The organism is Streptomyces sp. NPDC029836, assembly GCF_055574495.1.
In genome coordinates, this window is the sequence record NZ_JBVHZI010000002.1 from 258,593 (window position 1) to 282,114 (window position 23,522).

Below are 23,522 nucleotides of genomic sequence, written 5' to 3' on the forward strand. Positions count from 1 at the left end.
GCTGTCAGTTCTTCCCGGCCTCCGCGGCCTTGTCCTGGGCGGCCGGGTCCTGCGGAGCCTGGTCCTGGGCGGCCTTGTCTCCGCCGCCCTTGGTCAGGTCCGCCTTGCCGGATCCCGCGGGCTTCGGCGCCCCGGCGCCCGGCTTCTCGCCCGGCCCGGCCGGCTTGCGCGGTGCGTCCTTGACCGCGTTGACCGCGTTGACCGCCTCGGCGCCGGCCGCGGCGTCCTTCGCCCCGCCCTCGGCCGGGGTGTCGACCGCGGGCACGCGAGCCTGCGGCTCCACGACCTCCTCGCGACCCGGGCGCAGCTTCGCCGACAGCACGAAGTACGTCACGGCCAGGATGAAGACCACGATCGCGGTCCACACGTTCAGCCGCAGGCCCAGGATGTGGTGGGCCTCGTCGACGCGCATGTACTCGATCCAGCCGCGGCCCGCGCAGTAGGAGGCGACGTACAGGGCGAAGGCCCGCCCGTGTCCGAGCTTGAAGCGGCGGTCGGCCCAGATCACCAGCACGGCGACGCCGACGCACCACAGCGATTCGTACAGGAACGTCGGGTGGTAGGTGCCGGCCTCGCGGTTCGGCCCCTCGGTGATCTTCACCGCCCACGGCAGGTCGGTGGCCCGGCCGTACAGCTCCTGGTTGAACCAGTTGCCCCAGCGACCGCAGGCCTGGGCCAGGGCGATGCCGGGGGCCAGGGCGTCGGCCCAGGCCGGCAGCGGGATGCCGCGCAGCCGGCAGCCGATCCAGGCACCGACCGCGCCGAGCGCGATGGCGCCCCAGATGCCGAGGCCGCCCTCCCAGATCTTGAAGGCGTCGACCCAGTTGCGGCCTTCGCCGAAGTACAGCTGGTAGTCGGTGATCACGTGGTAGAGGCGACCGCCGACAAGGCCGAACGGCACCGCCCACACGGCGATGTCCGCGACCGTGCCGGGCTTTCCGCCGCGGGCGATCCAACGCCTGTTGCCGAGCCAGATGGCGACGAAGACGCCGATGATGATGCAGAACGCGTAGCCGCGGAGCGGGATCGGTCCGAGATGGATCACGCCGGTCGACGGACTGGGAATATAGGCAAGGGTCATGGCAGAGCTGACGCTACCTTGCCGGGCGGTACCGACCGCAACCCACCCGGCAAGCTGACATCAAACCCACACACGGCCCGGACCGCTCCTAACCGCTTCGGACCGCTTCGGAGCGCTCCGGACCGCGCCCGGGTCCGTGCTCAGTCCCGCGCGGTCCCCTCCGGCACCGCCTTGGATCCGGTCGCCGGGGCGGATTTCCCCGCTCCGGACGGGGACGCCGTGGCCGACGGCGAACCCTTGCCGGACCCGGACTTCGGGGCTCCGGACGCCCCGCTCGGGGACTTCGCCGCGGCCTCGACCTTCGCCTTCAGCTTCTGCGGGGTCAGCGGGTCGGCCTGGTCCGCGAAGATGTCCTTCCCGTCGAGCAGCACCGTGGGGGTGCCCCGGAAGTTCCCGGCCCGGAAGGCGTCCTGCGACTTGGCGACCCAGCTGTTGTGCGTGCCGTCCTCGACGCAGGCGCGGAAGGCGGGGGTGTCGAGCCCGTCGACCTTGCCGGCCAGTTCCAGCAGCTTGGCGTTCTTGCCGTAGGCGTCGTCGACCTCCTCCGGCTGGTTCTCGAACAGCACGTCGTGGTAGGCGGCGAACTTGCCGACGTCCTGCGCGCAGGCGGCGGCGTTCGCGGACTTCAGCGAGCCGCTGCCGCCCATGTTCCCGTCGATGAGGGTGACGATGTGGTACTCGGTCTTGAGCAGCCCCTTGGCTTCCAGCTCGTGGATGGTGTCCTTGTAGTTGGTCTCGAAGGACTTGCAGGCGGGGCAGCGGAAGTCCTCCCAGACGGTCAGCTGGGAGGGGGCGGCGTTCTGCCCGGTCTGGATGGCGAGCGCGTCCTTCCCGGTCGCCCCGGACGGCGCGACCACCGGCCCGGCCTTCGCGGACTTGTCGCCGGACCCGGCATTGGCCGCGATCAGGCCGACGACGGCCGCCAGACCGAGTACGCCGACCACCGCCGCCGACACGATGAGGGTCCGCCGGCGCTTGTCCCGGGTCTTCTGCCGCTCGCGCTCCGCTTGGAGTCGCTCCCGGGCCGATCGTTTCGTCGCATCGCGGTTCGCACCGTCGTTCTTCTCGCTCACGTTCGGCCAAACGAAGCGGGGAGGCACTCGCGTGCCTCCCCGCTCCCACTTCCACCCGATCGGGCTACAGAACCCCCCTCGGGGCCCGCCCGGCGTCAGGACCTGCGTACGCCTTCCGCAAGTTCGCCCGCCAGCGCGCGCACGGCCGTGAGGCCGGACGGCAGGTCGGGGGCGTCCAGCAGCAGCTTGACGAAGGCCGAGCCGACGATGACCCCGTCGGCGAAGCCCGCGACCTGCTTGGCCTGCACGGCGTTGGAGACGCCCAGGCCGACGCAGACGGGGAGCTCGGTCGTGGCGCGGGTGCGGCGCACCAGTTCCTGGGCCTCGTTGCCGACGGACTCCCGGGTACCGGTGACGCCCATGAGGGAGGCGGCGTAGACGAAGCCGGAACCGGCGGCCGTGATGGTGGCCAGTCGGGCGTCCTGGCTGCTGGGGGCCACGACGAAGACGGTCGCGAGACCGTGCTTGGTCGCGTGCTCGCGCCACAGCGCGGACTCCTGGACCGGCAGGTCGGGCAGGATGCAGCCCGCGCCGCCGGCCGCCGCGAGTTCGGCGGTGAACCGCTCGACGCCGTAGCGGTCGATGGGGTTCCAGTACGTCATGACGAGGATCGGGACGCCGGTGGCCTCGAAGGCCTCGCGCACGGTCCGCATCACGTCGGCGATCTTCACGCCGCCGCGCAGGGCGATGTCGTCGGCGGTCTGGATGATCGCGCCGTCCAGGACCGGGTCGCTGTGCGGCAGGCCGATCTCGACGACGTCGGCACCGCCCTCGATGACGGCCTTGACGGCCTCGATGGCGCCGTCGACGGTCGGGAAGCCGGCAGGCAGGTAGGCGACGAGCGCCGCTCTGTCCTCGGACCTGGCCTTCGCGAGGGTGTTGCTCAGCAGTTCGATGTTGCCGTTGCTCACTTCGACTCCCCCTCGGCGTCTTCGCCGTCGTACAGCCCGAAGTAGCGGGCCGCCGTGTCCATGTCCTTGTCGCCGCGGCCGGACAGGTTGACCACGATCAGGCCGTCCTTGCCCAGTTCCTTGCCCAGGTCGAGGGCGCCCGCGAGGGCGTGCGCCGACTCGATGGCCGGGATGATGCCCTCGGTGCGGGACAGCAGGCGCAGGGCCTGCATGGCGGCGTCGTCGGTGACGGCGCGGTACTCGCCGCGGCCGCTGTCCTTGAGGTAGGAGTGCTCGGGGCCGATGCCCGGGTAGTCCAGACCGGCGGAGATCGAGTAGGGCTCGGTGATCTGGCCCTCCTCGTCCTGCAGGACGTAGGAGCGGGAGCCGTGCAGGATGCCGGGCTCGCCCGCGGTGAGCGTGGCGGCGTGCTCGCCGGTCTCGACGCCGTGTCCGGCGGGCTCGAAGCCGACCAGGCGGACGTCGGCGTCCGGGATGAAGGCGTGGAAGAGGCCGATGGCGTTGGAGCCGCCGCCGACGCAGGCCGCGACGGCGTCGGGCAGTCGGCCGGCGCGCTCGAGGATCTGCCGGCGGGCCTCGACGCCGATGACGCGGTGGAAGTCGCGGACCATGGCCGGGAAGGGGTGCGGGCCGGCGACCGTACCGAAGAGGTAGTGGGTCTCGTCCACGTTGGCGACCCAGTCGCGGAACGCCTCGTTGATGGCGTCCTTGAGGGTCCGGGAACCGGACTTCACGGCGATGACCTCGGCGCCGAGCATGCGCATCCGGGCCACGTTCAGGGCCTGGCGCCGCGTGTCGATCTCGCCCATGTAGATGGTGCAGTCGAGGCCGAAGAGGGCGCAGGCGGTGGCGGTGGCCACGCCGTGCTGGCCGGCGCCGGTCTCGGCGATGACGCGGGTCTTGCCCATGCGCTTGGTGAGCAGCGCCTGACCCAGCACGTTGTTGATCTTGTGCGAGCCGGTGTGGTTCAGGTCCTCGCGCTTGAGGAAGATCCGCGCGTTGCCCGCGTGCTCGGCGAAGCGGGGCACCTCGGTGAGGGAGCTGGGCCGGCCGGTGTAGTTGACCATGAGCTCGTCGAGTTCGGCCGCGAAGGCCGGGTCGCTCTTGGCCTTCTCGTACTCGACGGCGACCTCGTCCACCGCGGCGACCAGCGCCTCCGGGATGAACTTGCCGCCGAAGTCGCCGAAGTAGCCCTCGGCGTTCGGGGTGTGACCCTCGGGGTCCGGGATGAAGAACGAGCTGGTGGGCATGGCCACTACTCCTACGGGGTGCGGAAGCGGTACCTACGGATGACAGGTGTGCTCCGTATCGCGCCGTCGGTCCGCGCCCGGGCGGGCCCCTCGGGGGCTCCGGGCGTGGACGGACCGGTTCACGCCCGGCGGCCGGGGGCCGGGGGCGGGAAGCCGTACGAGGCCGCCGGCCGGTACCCGAAGGGGCAGGGGCCGGGAGGGGCCGTCGTCAGCGCGCGGCTCCGCCGCGCCATCGCATGCCGTTGACCTGGCCGGGCTCGGAGCCGATCACGTAGCGCACCCGCCGCCCGTGCACGCGCCGGGCCGGGGCGCGGCAGCCGCGGGGGCGGCAGCCGCGCGCCAGGGGCGCGTGCGCCGTCGGCACACCGGCCGGGCCGTGGCCCGGTCGGGTGCGGACGGGGGAGCGGAAGGGCGGCATGGGAAGGGTCAGCTCCGGCCGTGGCGCAGGGCGGGGTGGGCGCCGGCGGCGACGAGGTCGGCCACGGCCGACTTCGGGTCGCGGCCGGTGACCAGGGACTCGCCGACGAGCACGGCGTCCGCGCCCTCGTTGGCGTAGGCGATCAGGTCGTGCGGTCCGCGGACTCCGGACTCGGCGATCTTCACGATGTGGGCGGGGATCTCCGGGGCGACGCGCTCGAAGGTGGAGCGGTCGACCTTGAGGTCCTTGAGGTTGCGCGCGTTGACGCCGATGATCTTGGCGCCGGCGGCCACCGCGCGTTCGACCTCCTCCTCGTCGTGGACCTCGACGAGCGGGGTGAGACCGATGGACTCGGCCCGCTCGATGAGGGAGACGAGGGCCTCCTGCTCCAGGGCCGCCACGATCAGCAGCGCGAGGTCGGCGCCGTAGGCGCGGGCCTCCCACAGCTGGTAGGCCGTGACGATGAAGTCCTTGCGCAGGATCGGGATGTCCACGCGGGCGCGGACTGCCTCCAGGTCGGCCAGCGAGCCGCCGAAACGACGCTGCTCGGTGAGGACGGAGATGACCGACGCACCGCCCGCCTCGTAGTCGGCGGCGAGCCCGGCCGGATCGGCGATCGCGGCCAGCGCGCCCTTGGACGGGCTGGACCGCTTGACCTCGCAGATCACCTTGACGCTGTCACCGCGCAGGGCGGCGACACCGTCCTTGGCCCGGGGCGCCTTGGCGGCACGCTCCTTGAGCTCGTCGAGGCTGACGCGGGCCTGCCGTTCGGCAAGGTCTTCGCGGACCCCTTCGATGATCTCGTCGAGCACACTCACGCGAGCGGCCCCCTTCCGGGTTGATGACGGTCGGCCGGCCTTGCGGACACGTACCACTGCAAGGTCAGCACTCAAATGGTATCCGCAGGTCGCCGCCGCCTCCGCACGGACTTCGACGTTTCCCAGTGGCTGGACACGGAATAAGGCCTTCCTCCAGGCCTCGTGCGGCCTCAGGGAGCCAGTGCGGAACCGATCGGGAAATTCCGGACCGTCGCGAAACCTGCCGCGATGACGGCGAGGGCCCACCAGGCGCTCCGCCCGAGGGCGAGCCGGGGCGCCGGGCGGCCGCGGAAGGCCCGTACGAGCCACAGCGCCGCGAAGGCGGCGAAGACGAGGTAGCCGGCCACCGCCAGGGCGTTGGCCCCGAGGGCGGTCACCAGGTCGCCGTGCGCGAAGGCGTGCGCGCTGCGCAGCCCGCCGCAGCCGGGGCACAACACCCCGGTGAGCCGGAACAGCGGGCAGACCGGGTAGTGGCCGGGCTCGTTCGGATCGACCGCGCCCACGTAGGCGAAGGCCGCCGCCACCCCGGCCAGGGTGAGCACCGGCGCGACCAGCCGCCGGGCCCTGGAGACCCGTACGGGCGCGGCCGGGGGCGCGGCGTGCGGCGACCAGGTGGGCGGCGCGGCGGCGGGGGTGCGAGAGGCGTCCACCCGCCGATTCTCGCCGGTCACGACAAAAGGCGCAGCCCGACGGGCCGCGCCTTTCGAACCGTGTCCCTGCCGGTCCACGGGTGCCGCGCTCAAACCTTGGCGGGAACCCGGTTGGCGGCGATGACCTCGGCGAGGTCGCGGTGGGCGGCCTTCGGCGCGCCCATGCCCGCTGCCCGCATCGCCATGCCCACGACACCGCCGACCACGACGAGGACGAGGCCCGCCCAGAATCCGAGCGGGTTCGCCAGCACCATGAAGGCGCCGGAGACGCAGAAACCGATGAAGGCGATGATGACACCGGTCCAGGCGGCCGGGGTGTGTCCGTGGCTCGTGCCCGCCATGAGTTGCTCCTCGTTGCTCTGTCTCACGTGCTGTGCCGCACGCTCGGGGACATTGTCCCGCACCGGGCGGGATGATTCTTCAGCGGGTCGGGTCCTCGCCGCGGTCCAGAGCCTTCCACAAGTCCTCCGGCCGGTCCGGGTCCATCGCGGCGGGTTTGCGCGGCCGGGGGCTGCCGTCACGCTCGTAGCGGCCCCCCATCGCGGGCCAGCCCCGGCCGTAGCGCAGGGCCAGCAGCCCGGCGAGCAGGATCAGGACGGCGCCACCGGCCGCGACGTACGGCCAGACCGTATGGGTCAGTTCCGCCACCCGGGCGGCGGTGTCCGCCGTCGCGGTGGCGGCCCGGTCGTCCAGGGTGCGGCGGTCGTCGGCGGCGGCCAGGGCGGCCAGCGCGGAGCCCAGACCGCTCAGCGCGAGCAGCCCGGACACCAGCAGCCGGCTGCGGCCGCGTACGGCGAACACGGCCACCAGGGCCGCGAGGCCGACGATGGCCAGCGCCGCCGGCAGGCCGGTGACGGCCTGCCCGTCCGCGGTCAGCGGCAACCGGTCGCCGCCGACGGCGGCGCTGCCCCGGGCCCAGACACGGCCGGAGGCGAGCAGGACGACGGTGGCGCCGAGCGCGCCGAGCAGCAGGGCGACGGCGACGCTGCGGCGGCCGGCCTTGCTCTCGGGGGCCTCGGCTTCGGTGCGGGGGTGGGGTACGGCACTCACGTACCCCACTATCCCCTACGGCCTCAGCCCCGGTGGAGGCGGTTCGCCGCTCCGACCGCGCGGAGCACGGCGGCCGCCTTGTTGCGGCACTCGTTGTCCTCCAGCTCGGGCACCGAGTCCGCGACGACCCCCGCGCCGGCCTGCACGTACGCCGTCCCGTCGCGCAGCAGCGCCGTGCGGATGGCGATGGCCGTGTCGGAGTCGCCGGCGAAGTCCAGGTAGCCGACGCAACCGCCGTACAGGCCGCGGCGGGTGGGCTCCAGCTCCTCGATGATCTGCATGGCGCGCGGCTTGGGCGCCCCCGAGAGGGTGCCGGCCGGGAAGCAGGCGGTGAGCACGTCGAAGGCGCTGCGGCCCTCGGCGACGCGTCCGGTGACGGTCGAGACGATGTGCATGACGTGCGAGTAGCGCTCGATGCTCATGAAGTCGACGACCTCGACGGAGCCCGGCTCGCAGACCCGGCCCAGGTCGTTGCGGCCCAGGTCGACGAGCATCAGGTGCTCGGCGCGCTCCTTGGGGTCGGCGAGCAGCTCGTCCGCGAGGTCGTTGTCCTCCTGCGGGGTCGCGCCGCGGTGCCGGGTGCCGGCGATCGGGTGGACCATCGCCCGCCCGTCCTCGACCTTGACCAGCGCCTCGGGGCTGGAGCCGACCACGTCGAAGCCGTTCTCGAACCGGAAGAGGTACATGTACGGCGACGGGTTCGTGGCCCGCAGCACCCGGTACACGTCCAGCGCGGAGGCCTCGCAGGGGGTCTCGAAGCGCTGTGAGGGCACCACCTGGAAGGCCTCGCCGGCCCGGATCCGCTCCTTGATGTCCTCGACGGCGGCCCGGTACTGCTCGCCGCCCCACAGCGCGGAGAACTCGGGCAGCTCGGAGACGGGCAGCGGGGTGGGCAGGTAGGGCGCGGGCCGGGCCAGGTCGGTCTGCATGGCGTCCAGGCGGGCCACCGCGTCCGCGTACGCCTCGTCCACGCCGGTGTCGAGGTCGTTGTGGTTGATCGCGTTGGCGATGAGCTGGACGGTGCCGTCCCAGTGGTCCAGGACCGCAAGGTCGGAGGTGAGCAGCATGGTCAGCTCGGGCAGCTCCAGGTCGTCGCCGCCGTGCTCCTCGATGCGCTCCAGACGCCGCACGATGTCGTAGCCCAGGTAGCCGACCATGCCGCCCGTGAAGGGGGGCATGCCGGCCGCGAGGTCGCGGGGGGTGTGCAGGGCCTCGACGGTGGCGCGCAGCGCGTCCAGGGGGTCGCCGTCGGTGGGGACGCCGACGGGCGGGGTGCCGATCCAGTGCGCCTGACCGTCGCGGACGGTGAGGGTGGAGTCGCTGCGCACGCCGATGAAGGAGTACCGGGACCAGGACCGGCCGTTCTCCGCGGACTCCAGCAGGAAGGTGCCGGGACGTTCGGCGGCCAACTTCCGGTAGAGGCCGACGGGGGTGTCCCCGTCCGCGAGCAGCTTGCGGCTGACGGGGATGACGCGGCGGTCCACCGCGAGCTTGCGGAACGTCTCAAGATCCATGGCGTGGGACCCTACCTATTCGGCGTCGGAGAGGCGTCGGAGAGCAGGACGTCGGCGTCGAAGCACGTGCGGGTGCCGGTGTGGCAGGCGGCCCCGACCTGGTCGACCTTCACGAGCAGGGTGTCCGCGTCGCAATCCAGGGCGACGGACTTCACGTGCTGGAAGTGGCCGGAAGTATCCCCCTTGACCCAGTACTCGCCGCGACTGCGGGACCAGTACGTACAGCGTCCCGTGGTCAGCGTGCGGTGCAGGGCCTCGTCGTCCATCCAGCCGAGCATGAGCACCTCACCGGTGTCGTACTGCTGGGCGATGGCCGGAACCAGACCGTCCGCGGAGCGCTTGAGGCGGGCGGCGATGGCGGGGTCGAGGGAGGGCGTACTCATGGGGGCCATTGTGCCGGGTCGGGGCGACGATCACGGATCGCTGTCCAGCTGATGAGCGGGCGGGCGATCGGTTCCGGCCGTAGGCTTGCCGCCATGTCTACCCATGCGAAGCGTGAACGACTGCTGCTGGCCGACCTGTTGGAAGCCGCGGGCCCGGAGGCCCCGACCCTGTGCGCCGGCTGGCGGACGCGGGAGCTGGCCGCGCACGTGGTGATCCGGGAGCGGCGCCCGGACGCGGCGGCCGGCCTGCTGCTGAACGTGCTCAAGGCGCGGCTGGACAAGACGATGGAGGAGTACACCGCGAAGCCGTACGAGGAGCTCCTCCAGCTGATCCGGACCGGACCGCCGAAGATGTCGGTGTACGCGCTGAAGCAGATCGACGAGGCCGCGAACGCGGTCGAGTTCTACGTGCACGCCGAGGACGTCCGGCGCGCGCAGCCGGACTGGTCGCCGCGGGAGCTGGACCCGGTGTTCTCGGACGCCCTGTGGTCGCGGCTGGACCGGATGGCCCGGCTCGCGGGCCGCAAGTCCCCCGTCGGCCTCGTGCTGCGCCGCCCGAACGGTCAGACCTCGGTGGCCCACAAGGGCACCCCGGTGGTGACGGTCACGGGTGAGCCGGGGGAACTGACCCTGTTCTGCTTCGGTCGCCAGGCCGCCGCCGCGGTGGAACTGGACGGCCCGAAGGAGGCCGTGTCCCGCCTGACGCAGGCCCGCCTGGGGCTCTGAGCCGGTCGGCACGTCGGTGCCAGGACGCGGGGTCAGGCGAAGGCCAGTTCCGCGCGGCGCACTTCGGGCGCCGAGGTGCCTACCACCGCGCCGGCCATGCTGAGCGCGCCGCCGGCGAGGAACACCGGGGTGATCCCCCACAGCTGCGTGGCGATCCCGAACGCGGGGTAGGCCGGCGGGGCCAGGCCCACGGCCGTGAAGGCCATGACGGAGCCGACCCGGCCCAGGTGGGCCGGGTCGGTCGCCGTCTGGATCAGGGCGACGGCCAGGCCGCCGCGGATCCCGCAGACGAGCCCGGTCACCAGCGCGAGCGCCACCGCCCACGCGAGGCTCGGGCAGGGCGAGGAAGTAGGTCCCGTCCCCGATGAGGGAGGCGGCGTACGCCCCGAGCCACCGCAGGACGTTCCCGTCACGCAACACGGCTGCCGCGCCCACCGCACCCCCTCCTGAACTGGTCTGGACCAGATGAGGCGGGACGGGCGGGACGCGGCAGGTGTTTTTCGCCGGGCGGCGGGTGGTTCAGCGGACGGGGTGGCCCGCTTCGCGCAGCGACGACTTGACCTCGGAGATCCGCAGGTCGCCGAAGTGGAACACCGAGGCGGCGAGCACCGCGTCGGCCCCGGCGGCGATCGCCGGCGGGAAGTGCGCGAGGGTACCGGCGCCGCCGGAGGCGATCACCGGGACGGTGACGTGCTTGCGGACGGCCGCGATCATCTCGGTGTCGTAGCCGTCCTTGGTGCCGTCGGCGTCCATCGAGTTGAGCAGGATCTCCCCGGCGCCGAGTTCGGCGGCGCGGTGCGCCCACTCGACGGCGTCCATGCCGGTGCCCTTGCGGCCGCCGTGCGTGGTGACCTCGAAGGAGCCGGCGGCGGTGCGGCGCGCGTCGACGGACAGGACCAGCACCTGGCGGCCGAAGCGCTCGGCGATCTCCTGGATGAGCTCGGGGCGGGCGATGGCGGCGGTGTTGACGCCGACCTTGTCCGCCCCGGCCCGCAGCAGCTTGTCCACGTCGTCGGCGGTACGGACGCCGCCGCCCACGGTCAGCGGGATGAAGACCTGCTCGGCGGTGCGGCGCACCACGTCGTACGTCGTCTCGCGGTTGCCGGAGGAGGCGGTGATGTCGAGGAACGTCAGCTCGTCGGCGCCCTCGGCGTCGTACAGCTTGGCCATCTCGACGGGGTCGCCCGCGTCGCGCAGGTTCTGGAAGTTGACGCCCTTGACGACGCGGCCGTTGTCCACGTCGAGGCAGGGGATCACGCGTACGGCGAGGCTCATGCGGACGGCTCCCGGTACGCCTCTACCTCCACCTCGACGACCATCGACGGGTCGACGAAGCCGGAGACGATGAGCATCGTCGCGGCGGGGCGGACGGCGTCGAACAGCGTCTTGTGGGCGCGGCCCACCTCGTCCACGTCACGGGCGTGGGTGAGGTAGATGCGGGTGCGCACCACGTCCTCGGGGCCGAGTCCGGCCTGGGCGAGGGCCTCGAACGCGACGCCGAAGGCGGCGATGGCCTGGTCGTACGGGCCGCCCGCGTCACCGGCGGTGCAACCGGAGACGAGCACCAGCCCGTTGGGGAGCTGGACGGCGCGGGAGTACGCGATGACGTCCTCGTACGGGCCGCCGGAGGAGATACGACGTACGGAACTCATGCGGAGCCTGCCTTCGTCACGTTCAGGGCTTCTTCCAGGGTGAAGGCCTTGGCGTACAGGGCCTTGCCGACGATCGCGCCCTCGACGCCGAGCGGCACGAGCGCGGACAGCGCGCGCAGGTCGTCCAGGGAGGAGATGCCGCCGGAGGCCACGACGGGCCGGTCGGTGGCGGCGCAGACGTTCTTCAGCAGCTCCAGGTTGGGGCCGGTGAGGGTGCCGTCCTTGCCGATGTCGGTGACGACGTAGCGGGCGCAGCCCTCGGCGTCCAGGCGGGCGAGGGTCTCGTAGAGGTCGCCGCCCTCGCTGGTCCAACCGCGGCCCTTGAGGGTGGTGCCGCGGACGTCGAGGCCGACGGCGATCCGGTCGCCGTGCTCGGCGATGGCCTTGGCGGCCCACTCGGGGGTCTCCAGGGCGGCGGTGCCGAGGTTGACGCGGGTGCAGCCGGTGGCGAGGGCGGCGGCGAGCGAGGCGTCGTCGCGGATGCCGCCGGACAGCTCGACCTTGATGTCCATGGCGCCGGTGATCCCGGCGACCAGGGCGCGGTTGTCGCCGGTGCCGAAGGCGGCGTCCAGGTCGACGAGGTGGAGCCATTCGGCGCCGGAGCGCTGCCAGGCGAGGGCCGCCTCCAGCGGGGAGCCGTACGAGGTCTCGCTGCCGGAGACACCGTGGACGAGGCGCACGGCCTGGCCGTCGCGGACGTCGACCGCGGGGAGGAGTTCGAGGGTGGGTGCGGTCATCACAGGGTCTCGATCCAGTTGGTGAGGAGCTGGGCACCGGTGTCGCCGGACTTCTCCGGGTGGAACTGGGTGGCCCACAGGGCCCCGTTCTCCACGGCCGCGACGAAGCGCTCGCCGTGGGTGGCCCAGGTGACCTTGGGGGCGCGGATCAGCGGGTTGGTGACTTCCAGGCTCCAGTCGTGCGCCGCGTAGGAGTGCACGAAGTAGAAGCGGGCGTCGGCGTCCAGGCCCGCGAAGGCCTGGCTGTCGGCGGGGGCGTCGACGGTGTTCCAGCCCATGTGCGGGACGACGGGGGCCTTCAGCGGGCCGACGGTGCCGGGCCACTCGTCGAGCCCCTCGGTCTCCACGCCGTGCTCGATGCCGCGTTCGAAGAGGATCTGCATGCCGACGCAGATGCCCATGACGGGGCGCCCGCCGGACAGCCGGCGGCCGATGATCCAGTCGCCGCGTACGTCGCGCAGCCCCTTCATGCAGGCGGAGAACGCTCCGACGCCGGGGACGAGGAGGCCGTCGGCGTCCATCGCCTTGTCGTAGTCGCGGGTGATCTCGACGTCCGCGCCGACGCGCGCGAGGGCGCGTTCGGCGGAACGGACGTTGCCGAAGCCGTAGTCGAAGACGACGACCTTCTTGGTGGGGGTCACCGGGCTCACTCCCAAATCCCCTGGATCCGCAGGACTCCGGCGGCCAGGCACATCACGGAACCGATGGTGAGCAGGATGATGAGCGACAGCGGCATCTTCTGCTTCTGGAAGGAGTAGACGCCGCCGGCCAGGAAGAGGCCGACGACGATCAGGATGGTGTTGAGGCCGTTCACGGCTAGAGCGCGCCCTTCGTGGAGGGCAGGATGCCGGCCGCGCGCGGGTCGAACTCGGCGGCGTAGCGCAGCGCCCGGGCCAGCGCCTTGAACTGGCACTCCACGATGTGGTGGGCGTTGCGGCCGTACGGGACGTGGATGTGCAGGGCGATCTGGGCCTGCGCGACGAAGGACTCGAAGATGTGCCGGGTCATCGTGGTGTCGTACGAGCCGATCATCGGCGCCATGTTCTCGGGCTCGGTGTGCACGAGGTACGGGCGGCCGGACAGGTCGACGGTCACCTGGGCGAGGGACTCGTCGAGCGGCACGGTGCAGTTGCCGAAGCGGTAGATGCCGACCTTGTCGCCGAGGGCCTGCTTGAAGGCGGCGCCCAGCGCGAGGGCGCTGTCCTCGATGGTGTGGTGGCTGTCGATGTGCAGGTCGCCCTCGGTCTTGACGGTGAGGTCGAAGAGGCCGTGGCGGCCGAGCTGGTCGAGCATGTGGTCGTAGAAGCCCACGCCGGTCGACACGTCGACCTTGCCCGTGCCGTCGAGGTTTATCTCGACGAGGACCGAGGTCTCCTTAGTGGTCCGTTCGACCCGTCCGATGCGGCTCATGCCTGCTGCTCCTTCTTCAGTGCGCGAACCGCTTCCAGGAACGCGTCGTTCTCTGCCGGGGTGCCGGCGGTGACCCGCAGCCGTCCCGGTACGCCGTTGTCCCGGACCAGGACGCCCCGGTCGAGGATCTGCTGCCAGGCGGTGTGGGAATCCTCGAACCGGCCGAACTGGACGAAGTTCGCGTCGGAGTCGGTGACCTCGTACCCGAGGGCCCGCAGCTCGGTGACGAGCCGGTCCCGTTCGGCCTTGAGCTGCTCGACGTAGCCGAGGAGGGTGTCCGTGTGCTCCAGGGCGGCCAGCGCGGTCGCCTGGGTGACGGCCGACAGGTGGTACGGCAGGCGCACCAGTTGGACGGCGTCCACGACGGCGGGGTGCGCGGCCAGGTAGCCCAGGCGCAGGCCCGCGGCGCCGAAGGCCTTGGACATGGTCCGGGAGACCACCAGGTTGGGGCGGCCCTCGATGAGGGGCAGCAGCGAGTCCCGGTGGCTGAACTCCACGTACGCCTCGTCGACGACGACCAGGGACGGCTTGGCCGCCTGCGCGGCCTCGTAGAGGGCGAGGACGGTCTCGGCCGCGACGGCGGTGCCCGTGGGGTTGTTGGGCGAGGTGATGAAGACGACGTCGGGGGCGTGCTCGGCGATCGCCCGCTCCGCCGCTTCGAGGTCGATGGTGAAGTCCGCGCGGCGCGGGCCGGAGATCCAGTCCGTTCCGGTGCCGCGGGCGATCAGCGCGTGCATCGAGTACGAGGGCTCGAAGCCGATCGCGGTGCGGCCGGGCCCGCCGAAGGTCTGCAGCAGCTGCTGGAGGACCTCGTTGGAGCCGTTGGCCGCCCAGACGTTCTCCCGCGCGACGGGGTGCTTGCCGGTACGGGTGAGGTAGGCGGCGAGCTCGGTGCGCAGCTCGACCGCGTCCCGGTCGGGGTAGCGGTTGAGGGTGCGGGCGGCCTCGGCGACGCGTTCGGCGATGCGGGCGACGAGTGCGGCGGGCAGCTCGTACGGGTTCTCGTTGGTGTTCAGCTGGACGGGTACGTCGAGCTGCGGGGCGCCGTACGGGGTCTTGCCGCGCAGCTCGTCCCGGATGGGCAGGTCGTCGATGCCGAAGCTCACGGGGTGGGCACCTTCCATCCGAAGCGCGCCTTCAGGGCGGCGCCGTGGGCGGGCAGGTCCTCGGCCTCGGCGAGCGTCACCACGTGGTGGGTGACCTCGGCGAGGGCGTCCCGCGTGTAGTCGACGATGTGGATGCCGCGCAGGAACGACTGCACGGACAGGCCGGAGGAGTGGCAGGCGCAGCCGCCGGTGGGCAGCACGTGGTTGGAGCCTGCGCAGTAGTCGCCCAGCGAGACCGGGGACCACGGGCCGACGAAGATCGCGCCGGCGTTGCGCACGCGGGCGGCCCGAGCGGCGGCGTCGGCGGTCTGGATCTCCAGGTGCTCGGCGCCGTACGCGTCGACGACCTTGAGGCCGTCCTCCAGGCTGTCGACGAGGACGATCGCGGACTGTCGGCCCGCGAGAGCCGGCTTGATCCGGTCCTCGATGTGCTTGGTGGCCGCGACCTGCGGCCGCAGTTCCCTCTCGACGGCGTCCGCGAGCTCGACGGAGTCCGTGACGAGGACGGCGGCGGCCAGCGGGTCGTGCTCGGCCTGGCTGATCAGGTCGGCGGCGACGTGCACCGGGTCGGCCGTGGAGTCCGCGAGGACGGCGATCTCGGTGGGGCCGGCCTCGGTGTCGATGCCGATCTTCCCGGTGAAGTACCGCTTGGCGGCGGCGACCCAGATGTTGCCGGGGCCGGTCACCATGTTCGCGGGAGCGCACTCGTCGGTCCCGTACGCGAACATCGCGACGGCCTGCGCCCCGCCGGCCGCGTACACCTCGTCCACGCCGAGCAACGCGCACGCGGCGAGGATGGTGGGGTGCGGCAGCCCGTCGAACTCCTTCTGCGGCGGGGAGGCCAGCGCGATCGACTCGACGCCCGCCTCCTGCGCCGGGACGACGTTCATCACGACGGAGGACGGGTACACGGAGCGGCCGCCCGGGGCATAGAGCCCCACGCGCTCGACCGGAACCCACTTCTCGGTCACGGTGCCGCCGGGGACCACCTGGGTGGTGTGCTCGGTGCGGCGCTGGTTGCGGTGCACGATCCGGGCCCGCCGGATCGACTCCTCCAGGGCGGCACGGACGGCCGGATCCAGCTGCTCCAGGGCGGCCTTGACGGCCTCCGCGGGCACCCGGACCTGCGAGAGCTCGACCCCGTCGAACTTCCGCGCGTAGTCGATCAGCGCCGCCGTGCCACGATGATGGACGTCCTCGCAGATGGGCCGCACCTTTTCCAGGGCGGCCGCTACGTCGAACTCGGCACGGGGCAGCAGATCGCGCAGGGCGCCACCCTCGGGGAGGGTGTCACCGCGCAGGTCGATACGAGAGATCACGCCCCAATTCTCTCAGACCGTCTCCCGCGACCGTTCGCCCGTATCACTGAGTGATACGCGTCCCGGATGTCACAGGCACCGCTTAGCGTGGGCGTACACGCACGTGACAGCGGGGGGCCGCCATGACCGAAGTGATGACGCAGGCACCGCCGGGGGACCTGACCGACGCCGAGCGGCGGATGTGGGAGACCTTCCGCGCGGGCACGATCTGTGACTTCCGGGCCCCCGGGGAGGGGCCGACGGCGCCGCACGACGGGGCGCCGTGGGGTCCGGAGCGGTCGGTACGGGCCGAGGTGGTGGCGCTGCTGCTGTTGGCCGGTCCCGAACCGGTGCCGGGCCGGGTGGGCTGCCTGAAGCTGCGCGGGGCGCGGATCACCGGGCGGCTGGACCTTTCGGGTGGCACGGTCGCCCCGTACGTCGAGATCCGCTCGTGCCGCTTCGAGGCGGACGTCCGGCTGTCCGAAGCGCGCTGCGGCACGCTGCGGCTGCACAACTGCGCGCTGCCCCGGCTGGAGGCGGCCCGGCTGCACGCCGAGGGCGACCTGCACCTGGTGGATTCCCGGGTGGCGCGCGGGATCCGGTTGAAGGGCGCGCAGATCGGCACGGACCTGCTGATGAGCCGGGTCGTCGCGCGGGCCGACGACTGGGGCCTGGCGATCTCGGCCGACGGGATCTCCATCGCGCAGGACTTCCACGCCGACATGCTCCGGACGCACGGCGAGGTCAGCCTGCGCGGGGCGAAGGTCGGCGGCTCGATGAGCCTGCGCGGTGCGCGGCTGAGCGCCCGGGACGGGCAGCGGGCCCTGAACGCGCCCACCCTGACCGTCGAGCGGACGCTGTACCTGACCTCCATCGCCCTCACCACCCCGAACGGCGACCGGGCCTACGGCAACGACTGGAGCCGCACCCCCACGAACGGCGGCCCCGGCCGGGCCTTCGAGTGCCGGGGCTCCCTGCGGCTGGACGACGGGCGCTTCGGCGACTCCGTCGACTTCTACGGGGCCCGCTTCGACCTCGCCCCCGACCAGGAGGTCTCGCTGCGACGGATCCAGACCCCGGAGTTCCGTTTCGTCGGGGAGGCCCCGCGGCGCGGCCGGGTCGTGGTCTCCGGCTCCACGGTCGACAAGCTGGTCGACCGGCACACGAGCTGGCCGGGCCCGGGCCGGCTGTCCATGGAGGGGTTCGTCTACGCGAAGGTCGCGCCCCGCGGCGACTTCACCCTCGCCCGGCGCCTGGCCTGGGTGGCCGCGGCGACCCCCCAGTACTCCCCCGAGCCGTACGAGCGGCTCGCCACCGTGCTCCGGGACGGCGGGGAGGACGCGGAGGCCCGCGAGGTGCTGCTGACCAAACAGCGCCGCCGCCGATCCACCCTGCCACCGGCGGCCCGGGCCTGGGGCCTGCTCCAGGACTGGACGGTGGTCTACGGCTACCGGCCGGGCCGGGCCGCGCTGTGGATGGCGCTGCTGTGGGCGGCGGGGACCCTGATGTTCCTCGGACACCGTCCGCGGCCGGTCAAGGCGGACGAGCACCCGCATTGGAACGCCGCGCTGTACGCGCTGGACCTCCTGCTGCCGGTGATCGATCTCGGCCAGGAGGGCCACTGGAAGATGGCGGGCGGCTGGCAGTGGGCTTCGGCGGCCCTGGTCCTGCTGGGCTGGATCCTGGCCACGACGGTGGCGGCGGGCGCGTCACGGCTGTTGAGGCGGGGGTGACGGCTCCGGCCGTCCGGCCACTACCCTGTGCCTCGTGACCACCGTTCGCCTGCCCCTCTTCCCGCTGAACTCGGTTCTGTTCCCGGGCCTCGTGCTGCCGCTGAACATCTTCGAGGAGCGCTATCGCGCCATGATGCGCGAACTGCTGAAGTCGGGCGAGGACGAGCCGCGCCGCTTCGCGGTCGTCGCGATCCGCGACGGCCGGGAGGCGGCCCCCACCGCGCCCGGCCTGCCCGACCAGACGGCCCTGCCCGAGCGGGGCCCGGCGGCGGGTTTCGGCGCGGACCCGATCCAGGCCTTCCACCGGGTCGGCTGCGTCGCCGAAGCGGCCACGATCCGGGAGCGCGAGGACGGCAGCTTCGAGGTCCTGGCCACCGGCACGACCCGGGTCCGACTGCTCTCCGTCGACGCGTCGGGGCCCTTCCTCGTCGCCGAGCTGGAGGAGCTGCCGGAGGACGCCGGTGACGGCGCGGGCGCCCTGTCGGAGGGCGTGCTGCGGGCCTTCCGGAGCTACCAGAAGCGGCTGGCCGGGGCCCGGGAGCGCTCGCTCGCCTCGCCGCCCGACCTGCCGGACGAGCCGTCGGTGGTGTCGTACCTGGTGGCGGCCGCGGCCGTACTGGACATCCCGGCGAAGCAGCGCCTGCTCCAGGCCCCGGACACCGCGACCCGGCTGGCGGAGGAGCTGAAGCTGCTCCGCTCGGAGACCGCCGTGATCCGGCACCTGCCGTCCCTCCCGGCGGTGGAACTCACCCGCACCCCGACGAGCCCGAACTGACCGGGACCGAACCGACCGGGGCCGAACCGATGGCGAGTCCGAACTGATGACGAGTCCGAACTGATGACGAGTCCGAACTGATGGCGAAGAAGAAGCCGGCCGGTCCGGCGGGCACGCCGGCGATCGTCGCCCTCACCGCGGCGGGCGTGGAGTTCACCACCCACGCCTATGAGCACGACCCGGCCCACCCCTCGTACGGCGAGGAGGCCGCCGAGGCCCTCGGCGTCCCCGCGGACCGGATCTTCAAGACCCTCGTCGCGGACGTGGACGGGGTCCTCACCGTCGCCGTGGTCCCCGTCTCGGGCTCCCTGGACCTGAAGGCCCTGGCCGCCGCGTCGGGCGGCAAGCGCGCCGCGATGGCGGACCCGACCCTCGCGGAGCGCACCACGGGCTACGTCCGCGGCGGGATCTCCCCGCTCGGGCAGCGCAAGCGGCTGCGTACGGTCGTGGACGCCTCGGCGGCCGACCACCCGACGGTCTGCGTCTCGGCGGGCCGCCGGGGCCTGGAGGTCGAACTGTCCCCGGCGGACCTGACGGCGCTCACGGCCGCGGTGCTGGCCCCGATCGCCCGGGCCTAGACCGCGGGTCGTGGCACCCGGAAGCGCCGGCGTCAGTCGCGCGGGGCGTCCTTCTTCAGGTCGACGTGGACGTGCGGCGGCGGGTAGGTGCCCCAGTCCTCCGCCGGGAGGGGCTCCCGGGGGGACCACAGCGTGGTCAGGCCCAGGTGCAGGGCGACGGCCGCCATCGGCCACACCAGGAGCACCCCGTGGGCCAGCAGTTGGAGCGGGGCGTCGAACGGGACGCCCTTGCCCGCCTCGGCGGCGGCCGCCGGCAGGTTCCCGCTCGGGCCCAGCAGCAGCCCCAGCCGCCACGCGGCGAGCGAGGCGAAGCAGGCGCCGAGGGTCAGGCCGATCACGACGGGGACCCCCCCGCGCCGACGCCACAGGAAGACGGCGACCGCGCTGAGCACGCCGAAGCCGAGGGCCAGCAGGAAGAAGGTGCCGTCGGCGCCGATCCGCGCCTCGCTCTCGGTGTCGCGCAGGAAGACGGCCTCCCCGTTGGAGACGTACTGCGCGCGGGGTGCGAGCCACGCCCACAGCAGCCCGAGGAGCACGCCGGCCACGCCGACCACCAGGGCGACGGCGGCCCCGTCACGGACGTCCGCGGCGGTGATGCCCCCGGCGACCCCGCCCGGCTCGTCCGACCGGGGGTCGGCGTGCGTCGCGTCCTGCGGCTGCGGCTGTCCGGGGTGCGGCTCGTCCAGGTGCTGCTGCCCGGCGTGCGGCTGCCCGGGCCGGCCCGCCGGCTCCGCCGCGGGCGGGGGCTGCGGCGGGTCGTGCGGGGACGGCGGCGGGGTCACGGCTTCGGTCACCCCCACATCGTGCCAGGTACGCCCGGCACCGGCGTCAGCGGACCGCCGCCCGGCGGTACGCCCACGTCGCGACGGCCAGCGACAGTACGCCGACGGCGGCGCACACCCCGAGGTCGATGAGGACGGCCGCCCAGTCGGGGTGCGGGGCGAAGGTCTCCGCGAAGGCCTCGACCCCGTACGTCGACGGCAGCAGGTCCCGGGCCCACACGATCACGTCCGGCATCCGCTCGGGCGGCAGCACCCCCAGCAGCAGCGCCGCCGACATGCCGAGTTGCCCGGCCAGCGTGGCCAGCTCCTGGCGCGGCGCGAGCAGTCCGAGCGCCGCCCCGAGCCCGGCGAGCGCGGCGCCGGCCAGCGGCACCACCGCCGCCAGGATCCACAGGCCGCCCATCGGCAGCCCGAACAGCAGGCTCCCGAAGACGGCGGTGACCAGGGTCCCGGGCAGGGTGAAGGAGGCGTACGCGGCGGCGGCGCCGAGCACCACCGAGGCGGGCGGCACGGGCAGGGTGGCGTAGTGGTCGAGCCCGCCGCCGGCCCGCAACTGCCCGAAGTACTGGGCGAGCAGGTTCAGCGCGACGAAGGCGACGACGAGCACCGAGGACCCGGCGACGACGGCCCGCGCCTCGGAGCCCCCGTCCACCACTCCGCGCATCAGGATCATGATGCCGACGGACTGGAAGGTCGCCACGAACAGCAGCGGGATCCGGGCCACCCGGGCCCGGGACAGCTGGGCCCGGTAGACGGCGGCGAGCGCCGGGAAGAACCGGGCGCGGGGTGCGAGCACCCCGGGAACGACAGCGGTGGTCACGACTTGACCAGACCCTTCATCCGTCCACCCAGCGCGAGGTAGACGTCCTCCAGGCTCGGCGTGGCCAACGTGAAATCGTCGAGGGCCGCGAAGGCGGGGCCGCCCGTCACCGCGGCGACCGCCGCGCGCGCCTCGTCCTGCGGCAGCCGCAGGACCCAGCGGCGGCCCGATTCGGCGGCGGCGGGCGCGAGCGCGGCGACGGCGGGCACGTCCAGGGGCGGGGCGGTGCGCCACACGAGTTCGAGGCGGACCTCGTCGGACACCATGGCCTTGAGTCCGCCCGGGGTGTCGCAGGCGATGACCTTGCCGTGGTCGACGACGGCGACCCGGTCGAGGACGGTCTCGGCCTCGATGACGTTGTGGGTGACGAGCAGGACCGTGGCCCCGTGCGCGGCTCGCCGGCGGTCGACGGCCGCCCACACCGCCCGTCGGGCCACGGGGTCCATGCCGGTGGTGGGTTCGTCGAGGACCAGCAGCGGCCGCTCCCCCACCAGCGCGGTGGCGAGGCAGGCGAGGCGCCGCTGGCCGCCGGAGAGCTTCTTCAGGGGCCGACCGGCGATCCCGGTCAGTCCGAGTTCCTCCAGCACCTCGTCCCGCGCGGCCCGCGCGTCGCGCAGCGCGAGCCCGCGCAGCCGGGCCGTGGTCTCGGCGGCGAGGGAGACGGTGAGTTCGTCGAGCGCGGTGGACTCCTGCCCCAGGTAGGCGAGCAGGCGGGCCGCGCGTTCGGGGTGGCGTACGAGGTCGTGGCCGAGCAGGGTCACGGAGCCGCTGTCGGGCCGCAGCAGGCCGGTGAGCTGGCGGACCAGGGTGGACTTGCCGGCGCCGTTGGGGCCGAGCAGGCCGAAGACCTCGCCGCGCCGGACGGTCAGGGAGATCCCGTCGGTGGCCCGGGTCTCGGGGAGTGCGGGGGCCCCGCGCCGGCCGCGGACCGCGGGGTAGGTCTTGACCAGGTCACGCACCGCGCAGACCACGTCGGAGGCCGCTTCCGCGGCTGCCGCCGCGGTGTGCCCTGCCTGTGCTGTGCCCGTACTCACGAGGGAGCAGCCTACGCGGCTTTCACCCCTGGTCGGCCGCCGGGGTGCTCGGGCTCGCGGGCTGCGGGGCGCTCGCGGGGCCCGGGGCACCGCTCACGTGCTCGGCGGCGGCCCGGACGTCGATCTCCCGCCAGAAGCCGGCCCGGATGGCGTACCGGTCGTGTTCGTCGATCTGGTCGTCCTTGTGCGCGAGCAGCCCGAAGCGGGCGGCGTAGCGCAGCAGCTCGCCGTCGATGCGGTGCGGGACACGCGGGTACATGGTGGCGAGCTTTTGCAGGTGGACGGTTTCGGGGAGGCGTTCCATCCAGCGGCGGGCGAAGACCTGGCCCACCTCGAAGGGGTCGCCGCCGACGGTGGTGATGTCCTCCTCCCGGTCCGCCCAGCGCTGTTCGGCGCTGGTGAGTTGGGCGAGGGTGGGCAGGGAGGCGGTCTCGGCGGGCTCGCCGAGGGGCCCGGCCCGGTCGATCCAGCCCTTGTCGGAGGACCAGCGCAGGGCGCTCCCGGCGGGCGGCGGGGTGCCCTGCGGGGTCGGCCCGGCGGGCCCCTGGGCCTGGCCGGGGGCGCGCAGCGAGGCGAGGTCCTTGGGGGTGGGGACGGTTTTGGGGGCCTCGCCGGCGGGGGCCGGCACGGGGGCGTTCGGGGCGGCCGGGGCGGGCGGGGCCCCGTTGCGGGCGGCTTCGGCGAGGGCGGCCTCGGGCAGGGGCGCGGAGAGGATCGCGGCGATCTCGGGGCGCGGGCTGGGCGCCGGGGCGCACAGTCCGGTGAGGTCGCGGGCGCGGACGGCGCGGGTGATCCAGGCGCGGTCCAGGACGCGGCGTTCGTCGGCCTCGGCGACGAGGTCCTCGGACTGGTTGTAGTCCCCGTCGGCGGCCTGGACGGCCCAGAGGTGGACGGCGACCCCGTGTTCCTTGGCGGACATCAGGCCGGGCAGCAGGTCGCCGTCGCCGGTCACCAGCACCACGTCGGAGCAGGCCCGGTTGCGGGCCAGTTCGGTGAGTTCGGCGTGCATGGCCGCGTCGACGCCCTTCTGGGCCCAGCGGCCGTCGCTGCGGGTCAGGGCGCCGAGGCGAACGGTGACGCGGGGCATGACGCGCAGTCGGCGGTGTTCGGGTTGGGGCACCCGATCGGGTGCCCCGTCGAACCAGTAGATCCGCAGCAGCGGCCGTTCGGTGTCGGCCTCGGCGCGCTCGCGCAGGCCCTGGATGAGGGCGGCGTGGTCGACGGTGATGCGGGAGCGGGAGGGTTCCCCCGCGAGGAGGCTCGCGGCGGCGCCGAGCAGGTAGCCGGCGTCCACCAGGACGACGCAGCGGTCCACGCGTTCCACCTCTTCCCTGGGGGTCCTCGATCGGGATTCCCCGAGTCTGCCCGACCGCGCGGGCGTTGAAGGCCGGAACTCGATCATCGGCGTGGCGGATCTCTCGGGGCCGCCGGGACGGGGCGCTCACCACGCGCGGTAATGATCCAAAATGCGCGGGTTGTGGTGCTGTGTGAGTGTGAAGGCGGCCCTGGCCCCTACACCCCCACGGAGGCATTCCATGGCCAAGAACAAGAACCAGAAGCAGCCCGCGAAGTCCCAGGAGCGCACCTCGGCGCAGGACCCGGGCAAGAGCGCGAGCCAGCAGGGCGAGTCGCTCTCCCCGTCGCCGAGTCCGATGGACATGGCGCACAAGCGCAAGGAAAAGAAGTTCGGCCACAACTGACGCATCCCGCGCGTACACGGAGG

At 73.1% G+C, this 23,522-nt stretch carries 29 protein-coding genes; 5 read left to right on the forward strand and 24 right to left on the reverse strand.

Annotated elements, in window-relative coordinates; genetic code table 11:
• Positions 1–4: 4 nt before the first annotated feature.
• The 11 genes from lgt to hisI all read right to left on the reverse strand — a co-directional run bounded on the left by lgt (position 5) and on the right by hisI (position 9,157).
• Complete coding sequence (gene lgt, locus ACZ4XJ_RS06965) at positions 5–1,081, reverse strand: prolipoprotein diacylglyceryl transferase (RefSeq protein ID WP_468495567.1); 1,077 nt, start codon at positions 1,079–1,081, stop codon at positions 5–7.
• 140 nt (positions 1,082–1,221) lie between these two features.
• Positions 1,222–2,154 (reverse strand): DsbA family protein, encoded by a 933-nt coding sequence (locus ACZ4XJ_RS06970; RefSeq protein WP_362880618.1) that lies wholly within the window; start codon positions 2,152–2,154, stop codon positions 1,222–1,224.
• Positions 2,155–2,249: 95 nt separating this feature from the next.
• Positions 2,250–3,065 carry a tryptophan synthase subunit alpha gene (trpA, locus tag ACZ4XJ_RS06975; RefSeq protein WP_362880617.1) on the reverse strand — a complete coding sequence of 272 codons (816 nt, stop codon included), beginning with the start codon at positions 3,063–3,065 and terminating at the stop codon, positions 2,250–2,252.
• The gene (trpB, locus tag ACZ4XJ_RS06980; protein ID WP_362880616.1) at positions 3,062–4,315 is read right to left on the reverse strand and encodes a tryptophan synthase subunit beta; all 1,254 of its coding nucleotides are present in this window, start codon (positions 4,313–4,315) and stop codon (positions 3,062–3,064) included. Before trpB ends, trpA begins: the two co-directional genes overlap by 4 nt.
• 208 nt (positions 4,316–4,523) lie before the next feature.
• The gene (gene trpM, locus ACZ4XJ_RS06985; protein ID WP_281205961.1) at positions 4,524–4,733 is read right to left on the reverse strand and encodes a tryptophan biosynthesis modulator TrpM; all 210 of its coding nucleotides are present in this window, start codon (positions 4,731–4,733) and stop codon (positions 4,524–4,526) included.
• 8 nt (positions 4,734–4,741) lie between these two features.
• Positions 4,742–5,551: an indole-3-glycerol phosphate synthase TrpC gene (gene trpC, locus ACZ4XJ_RS06990; protein WP_362880615.1), complete on the reverse strand. Its 810-nt coding sequence runs from the start codon at positions 5,549–5,551 to the stop codon at positions 4,742–4,744.
• 170 nt (positions 5,552–5,721) lie between these two features.
• Complete coding sequence (locus ACZ4XJ_RS06995) at positions 5,722–6,201, reverse strand: DUF2752 domain-containing protein (RefSeq protein WP_468495568.1); 480 nt, start codon at positions 6,199–6,201, stop codon at positions 5,722–5,724.
• A gap of 89 nt (positions 6,202–6,290) precedes the next feature.
• A complete protein-coding gene (locus ACZ4XJ_RS07000) occupies positions 6,291–6,542 on the reverse strand; it encodes an HGxxPAAW family protein (RefSeq protein WP_383988691.1) in 252 nt (83 codons plus the stop codon).
• 79 nt (positions 6,543–6,621) lie between these two features.
• The gene (locus tag ACZ4XJ_RS07005) at positions 6,622–7,260 is read right to left on the reverse strand and encodes a TIGR02234 family membrane protein (RefSeq protein WP_468495569.1); all 639 of its coding nucleotides are present in this window, start codon (positions 7,258–7,260) and stop codon (positions 6,622–6,624) included.
• Between the two features lie 14 nt (positions 7,261–7,274).
• The gene (locus ACZ4XJ_RS07010) at positions 7,275–8,765 is read right to left on the reverse strand and encodes an anthranilate synthase component I (RefSeq protein ID WP_362880611.1); all 1,491 of its coding nucleotides are present in this window, start codon (positions 8,763–8,765) and stop codon (positions 7,275–7,277) included.
• Positions 8,766–8,776: 11 nt separating this feature from the next.
• Positions 8,777–9,157: a phosphoribosyl-AMP cyclohydrolase gene (gene hisI, locus ACZ4XJ_RS07015; RefSeq protein WP_362880610.1), complete on the reverse strand. Its 381-nt coding sequence runs from the start codon at positions 9,155–9,157 to the stop codon at positions 8,777–8,779.
• A gap of 84 nt (positions 9,158–9,241) precedes the next feature.
• Here hisI and ACZ4XJ_RS07020 point away from each other — a divergent pair, with 84 nt between their 5' ends.
• Entirely contained in the window at positions 9,242–9,874 is a 633-nt protein-coding gene (locus tag ACZ4XJ_RS07020) for a TIGR03085 family metal-binding protein (protein ID WP_362880609.1), read from the forward strand.
• Positions 9,875–9,906: 32 nt separating this feature from the next.
• On the opposite strand, the gene ACZ4XJ_RS07025 is transcribed toward ACZ4XJ_RS07020, so the two are convergent.
• The 9 genes from ACZ4XJ_RS07025 to hisD form a co-directional block, all read right to left on the reverse strand.
• Positions 9,907–10,191: a hypothetical protein gene (locus tag ACZ4XJ_RS07025; RefSeq protein WP_468495570.1), complete on the reverse strand. Its 285-nt coding sequence runs from the start codon at positions 10,189–10,191 to the stop codon at positions 9,907–9,909.
• Between the two features lie 202 nt (positions 10,192–10,393).
• Positions 10,394–11,149, reverse strand: coding sequence for an imidazole glycerol phosphate synthase subunit HisF (gene hisF / locus ACZ4XJ_RS07030; protein ID WP_362880607.1), 756 nt, complete (start codon positions 11,147–11,149; stop codon positions 10,394–10,396).
• Positions 11,146–11,526: a RidA family protein gene (locus ACZ4XJ_RS07035; RefSeq protein ID WP_362880606.1), complete on the reverse strand. Its 381-nt coding sequence runs from the start codon at positions 11,524–11,526 to the stop codon at positions 11,146–11,148. Before ACZ4XJ_RS07035 ends, hisF begins: the two co-directional genes overlap by 4 nt.
• Positions 11,523–12,263 carry a bifunctional 1-(5-phosphoribosyl)-5-((5-phosphoribosylamino)methylideneamino)imidazole-4-carboxamide isomerase/phosphoribosylanthranilate isomerase PriA gene (gene priA / locus ACZ4XJ_RS07040; RefSeq protein WP_362880605.1) on the reverse strand — a complete coding sequence of 247 codons (741 nt, stop codon included), beginning with the start codon at positions 12,261–12,263 and terminating at the stop codon, positions 11,523–11,525. Before priA ends, ACZ4XJ_RS07035 begins: the two co-directional genes overlap by 4 nt.
• On the reverse strand, positions 12,263–12,904 hold the full coding sequence (gene hisH, locus ACZ4XJ_RS07045; RefSeq protein WP_468495571.1) for an imidazole glycerol phosphate synthase subunit HisH: 642 nt from the start codon (positions 12,902–12,904) through the stop codon (positions 12,263–12,265). The genes priA and hisH overlap by 1 nt, the downstream gene beginning before the upstream one ends.
• Positions 12,905–12,909: 5 nt before the next feature.
• Positions 12,910–13,077 carry a hypothetical protein gene (locus ACZ4XJ_RS07050; RefSeq protein ID WP_281205974.1) on the reverse strand — a complete coding sequence of 56 codons (168 nt, stop codon included), beginning with the start codon at positions 13,075–13,077 and terminating at the stop codon, positions 12,910–12,912.
• 2 nt (positions 13,078–13,079) lie between these two features.
• Positions 13,080–13,673 (reverse strand): imidazoleglycerol-phosphate dehydratase HisB, encoded by a 594-nt coding sequence (gene hisB / locus ACZ4XJ_RS07055; protein ID WP_215035049.1) that lies wholly within the window; start codon positions 13,671–13,673, stop codon positions 13,080–13,082.
• Complete coding sequence (locus tag ACZ4XJ_RS07060) at positions 13,670–14,779, reverse strand: histidinol-phosphate transaminase (RefSeq protein ID WP_362880603.1); 1,110 nt, start codon at positions 14,777–14,779, stop codon at positions 13,670–13,672. The genes hisB and ACZ4XJ_RS07060 overlap by 4 nt, the downstream gene beginning before the upstream one ends.
• Positions 14,776–16,098: a histidinol dehydrogenase gene (hisD, locus tag ACZ4XJ_RS07065; RefSeq protein ID WP_468495572.1), complete on the reverse strand. Its 1,323-nt coding sequence runs from the start codon at positions 16,096–16,098 to the stop codon at positions 14,776–14,778. The genes ACZ4XJ_RS07060 and hisD overlap by 4 nt, the downstream gene beginning before the upstream one ends.
• Positions 16,099–16,232: 134 nt before the next feature.
• Here hisD and ACZ4XJ_RS07070 point away from each other — a divergent pair, with 134 nt between their 5' ends.
• From ACZ4XJ_RS07070 to ybaK, 3 genes are all read left to right on the forward strand, one after another.
• A complete protein-coding gene (locus ACZ4XJ_RS07070) occupies positions 16,233–17,810 on the forward strand; it encodes an oxidoreductase (protein WP_468495930.1) in 1,578 nt (525 codons plus the stop codon).
• A 34-nt stretch (positions 17,811–17,844) separates the two neighbouring features.
• Complete coding sequence (locus tag ACZ4XJ_RS07075) at positions 17,845–18,585, forward strand: LON peptidase substrate-binding domain-containing protein (RefSeq protein WP_362880601.1); 741 nt, start codon at positions 17,845–17,847, stop codon at positions 18,583–18,585.
• Positions 18,586–18,665: 80 nt separating this feature from the next.
• The gene (gene ybaK / locus ACZ4XJ_RS07080; protein ID WP_383988723.1) at positions 18,666–19,163 is read left to right on the forward strand and encodes a Cys-tRNA(Pro) deacylase; all 498 of its coding nucleotides are present in this window, start codon (positions 18,666–18,668) and stop codon (positions 19,161–19,163) included.
• Between the two features lie 32 nt (positions 19,164–19,195).
• Here ybaK and ACZ4XJ_RS07085 read toward each other — a convergent pair whose 3' ends face one another.
• Genes ACZ4XJ_RS07085 through ACZ4XJ_RS07100 form a run of 4 tightly spaced genes read right to left on the reverse strand, consistent with a single transcriptional unit; the run spans position 19,196 to position 23,123 of the window.
• A complete protein-coding gene (locus tag ACZ4XJ_RS07085) occupies positions 19,196–19,957 on the reverse strand; it encodes a hypothetical protein (protein ID WP_468495573.1) in 762 nt (253 codons plus the stop codon).
• Positions 19,958–19,991: 34 nt separating this feature from the next.
• Complete coding sequence (locus tag ACZ4XJ_RS07090) at positions 19,992–20,765, reverse strand: ABC transporter permease (protein ID WP_362880598.1); 774 nt, start codon at positions 20,763–20,765, stop codon at positions 19,992–19,994.
• Entirely contained in the window at positions 20,762–21,799 is a 1,038-nt protein-coding gene (locus tag ACZ4XJ_RS07095) for an ABC transporter ATP-binding protein (protein WP_468495574.1), read from the reverse strand. The genes ACZ4XJ_RS07090 and ACZ4XJ_RS07095 overlap by 4 nt, the downstream gene beginning before the upstream one ends.
• A 22-nt stretch (positions 21,800–21,821) precedes the next feature.
• On the reverse strand, positions 21,822–23,123 hold the full coding sequence (locus tag ACZ4XJ_RS07100; RefSeq protein WP_362880597.1) for an NYN domain-containing protein: 1,302 nt from the start codon (positions 23,121–23,123) through the stop codon (positions 21,822–21,824).
• A 211-nt stretch (positions 23,124–23,334) separates the two neighbouring features.
• Here ACZ4XJ_RS07100 and ACZ4XJ_RS07105 point away from each other — a divergent pair, with 211 nt between their 5' ends.
• Positions 23,335–23,499: a hypothetical protein gene (locus ACZ4XJ_RS07105; protein WP_362880596.1), complete on the forward strand. Its 165-nt coding sequence runs from the start codon at positions 23,335–23,337 to the stop codon at positions 23,497–23,499.
• Positions 23,500–23,522: the final 23 nt, after the last annotated feature.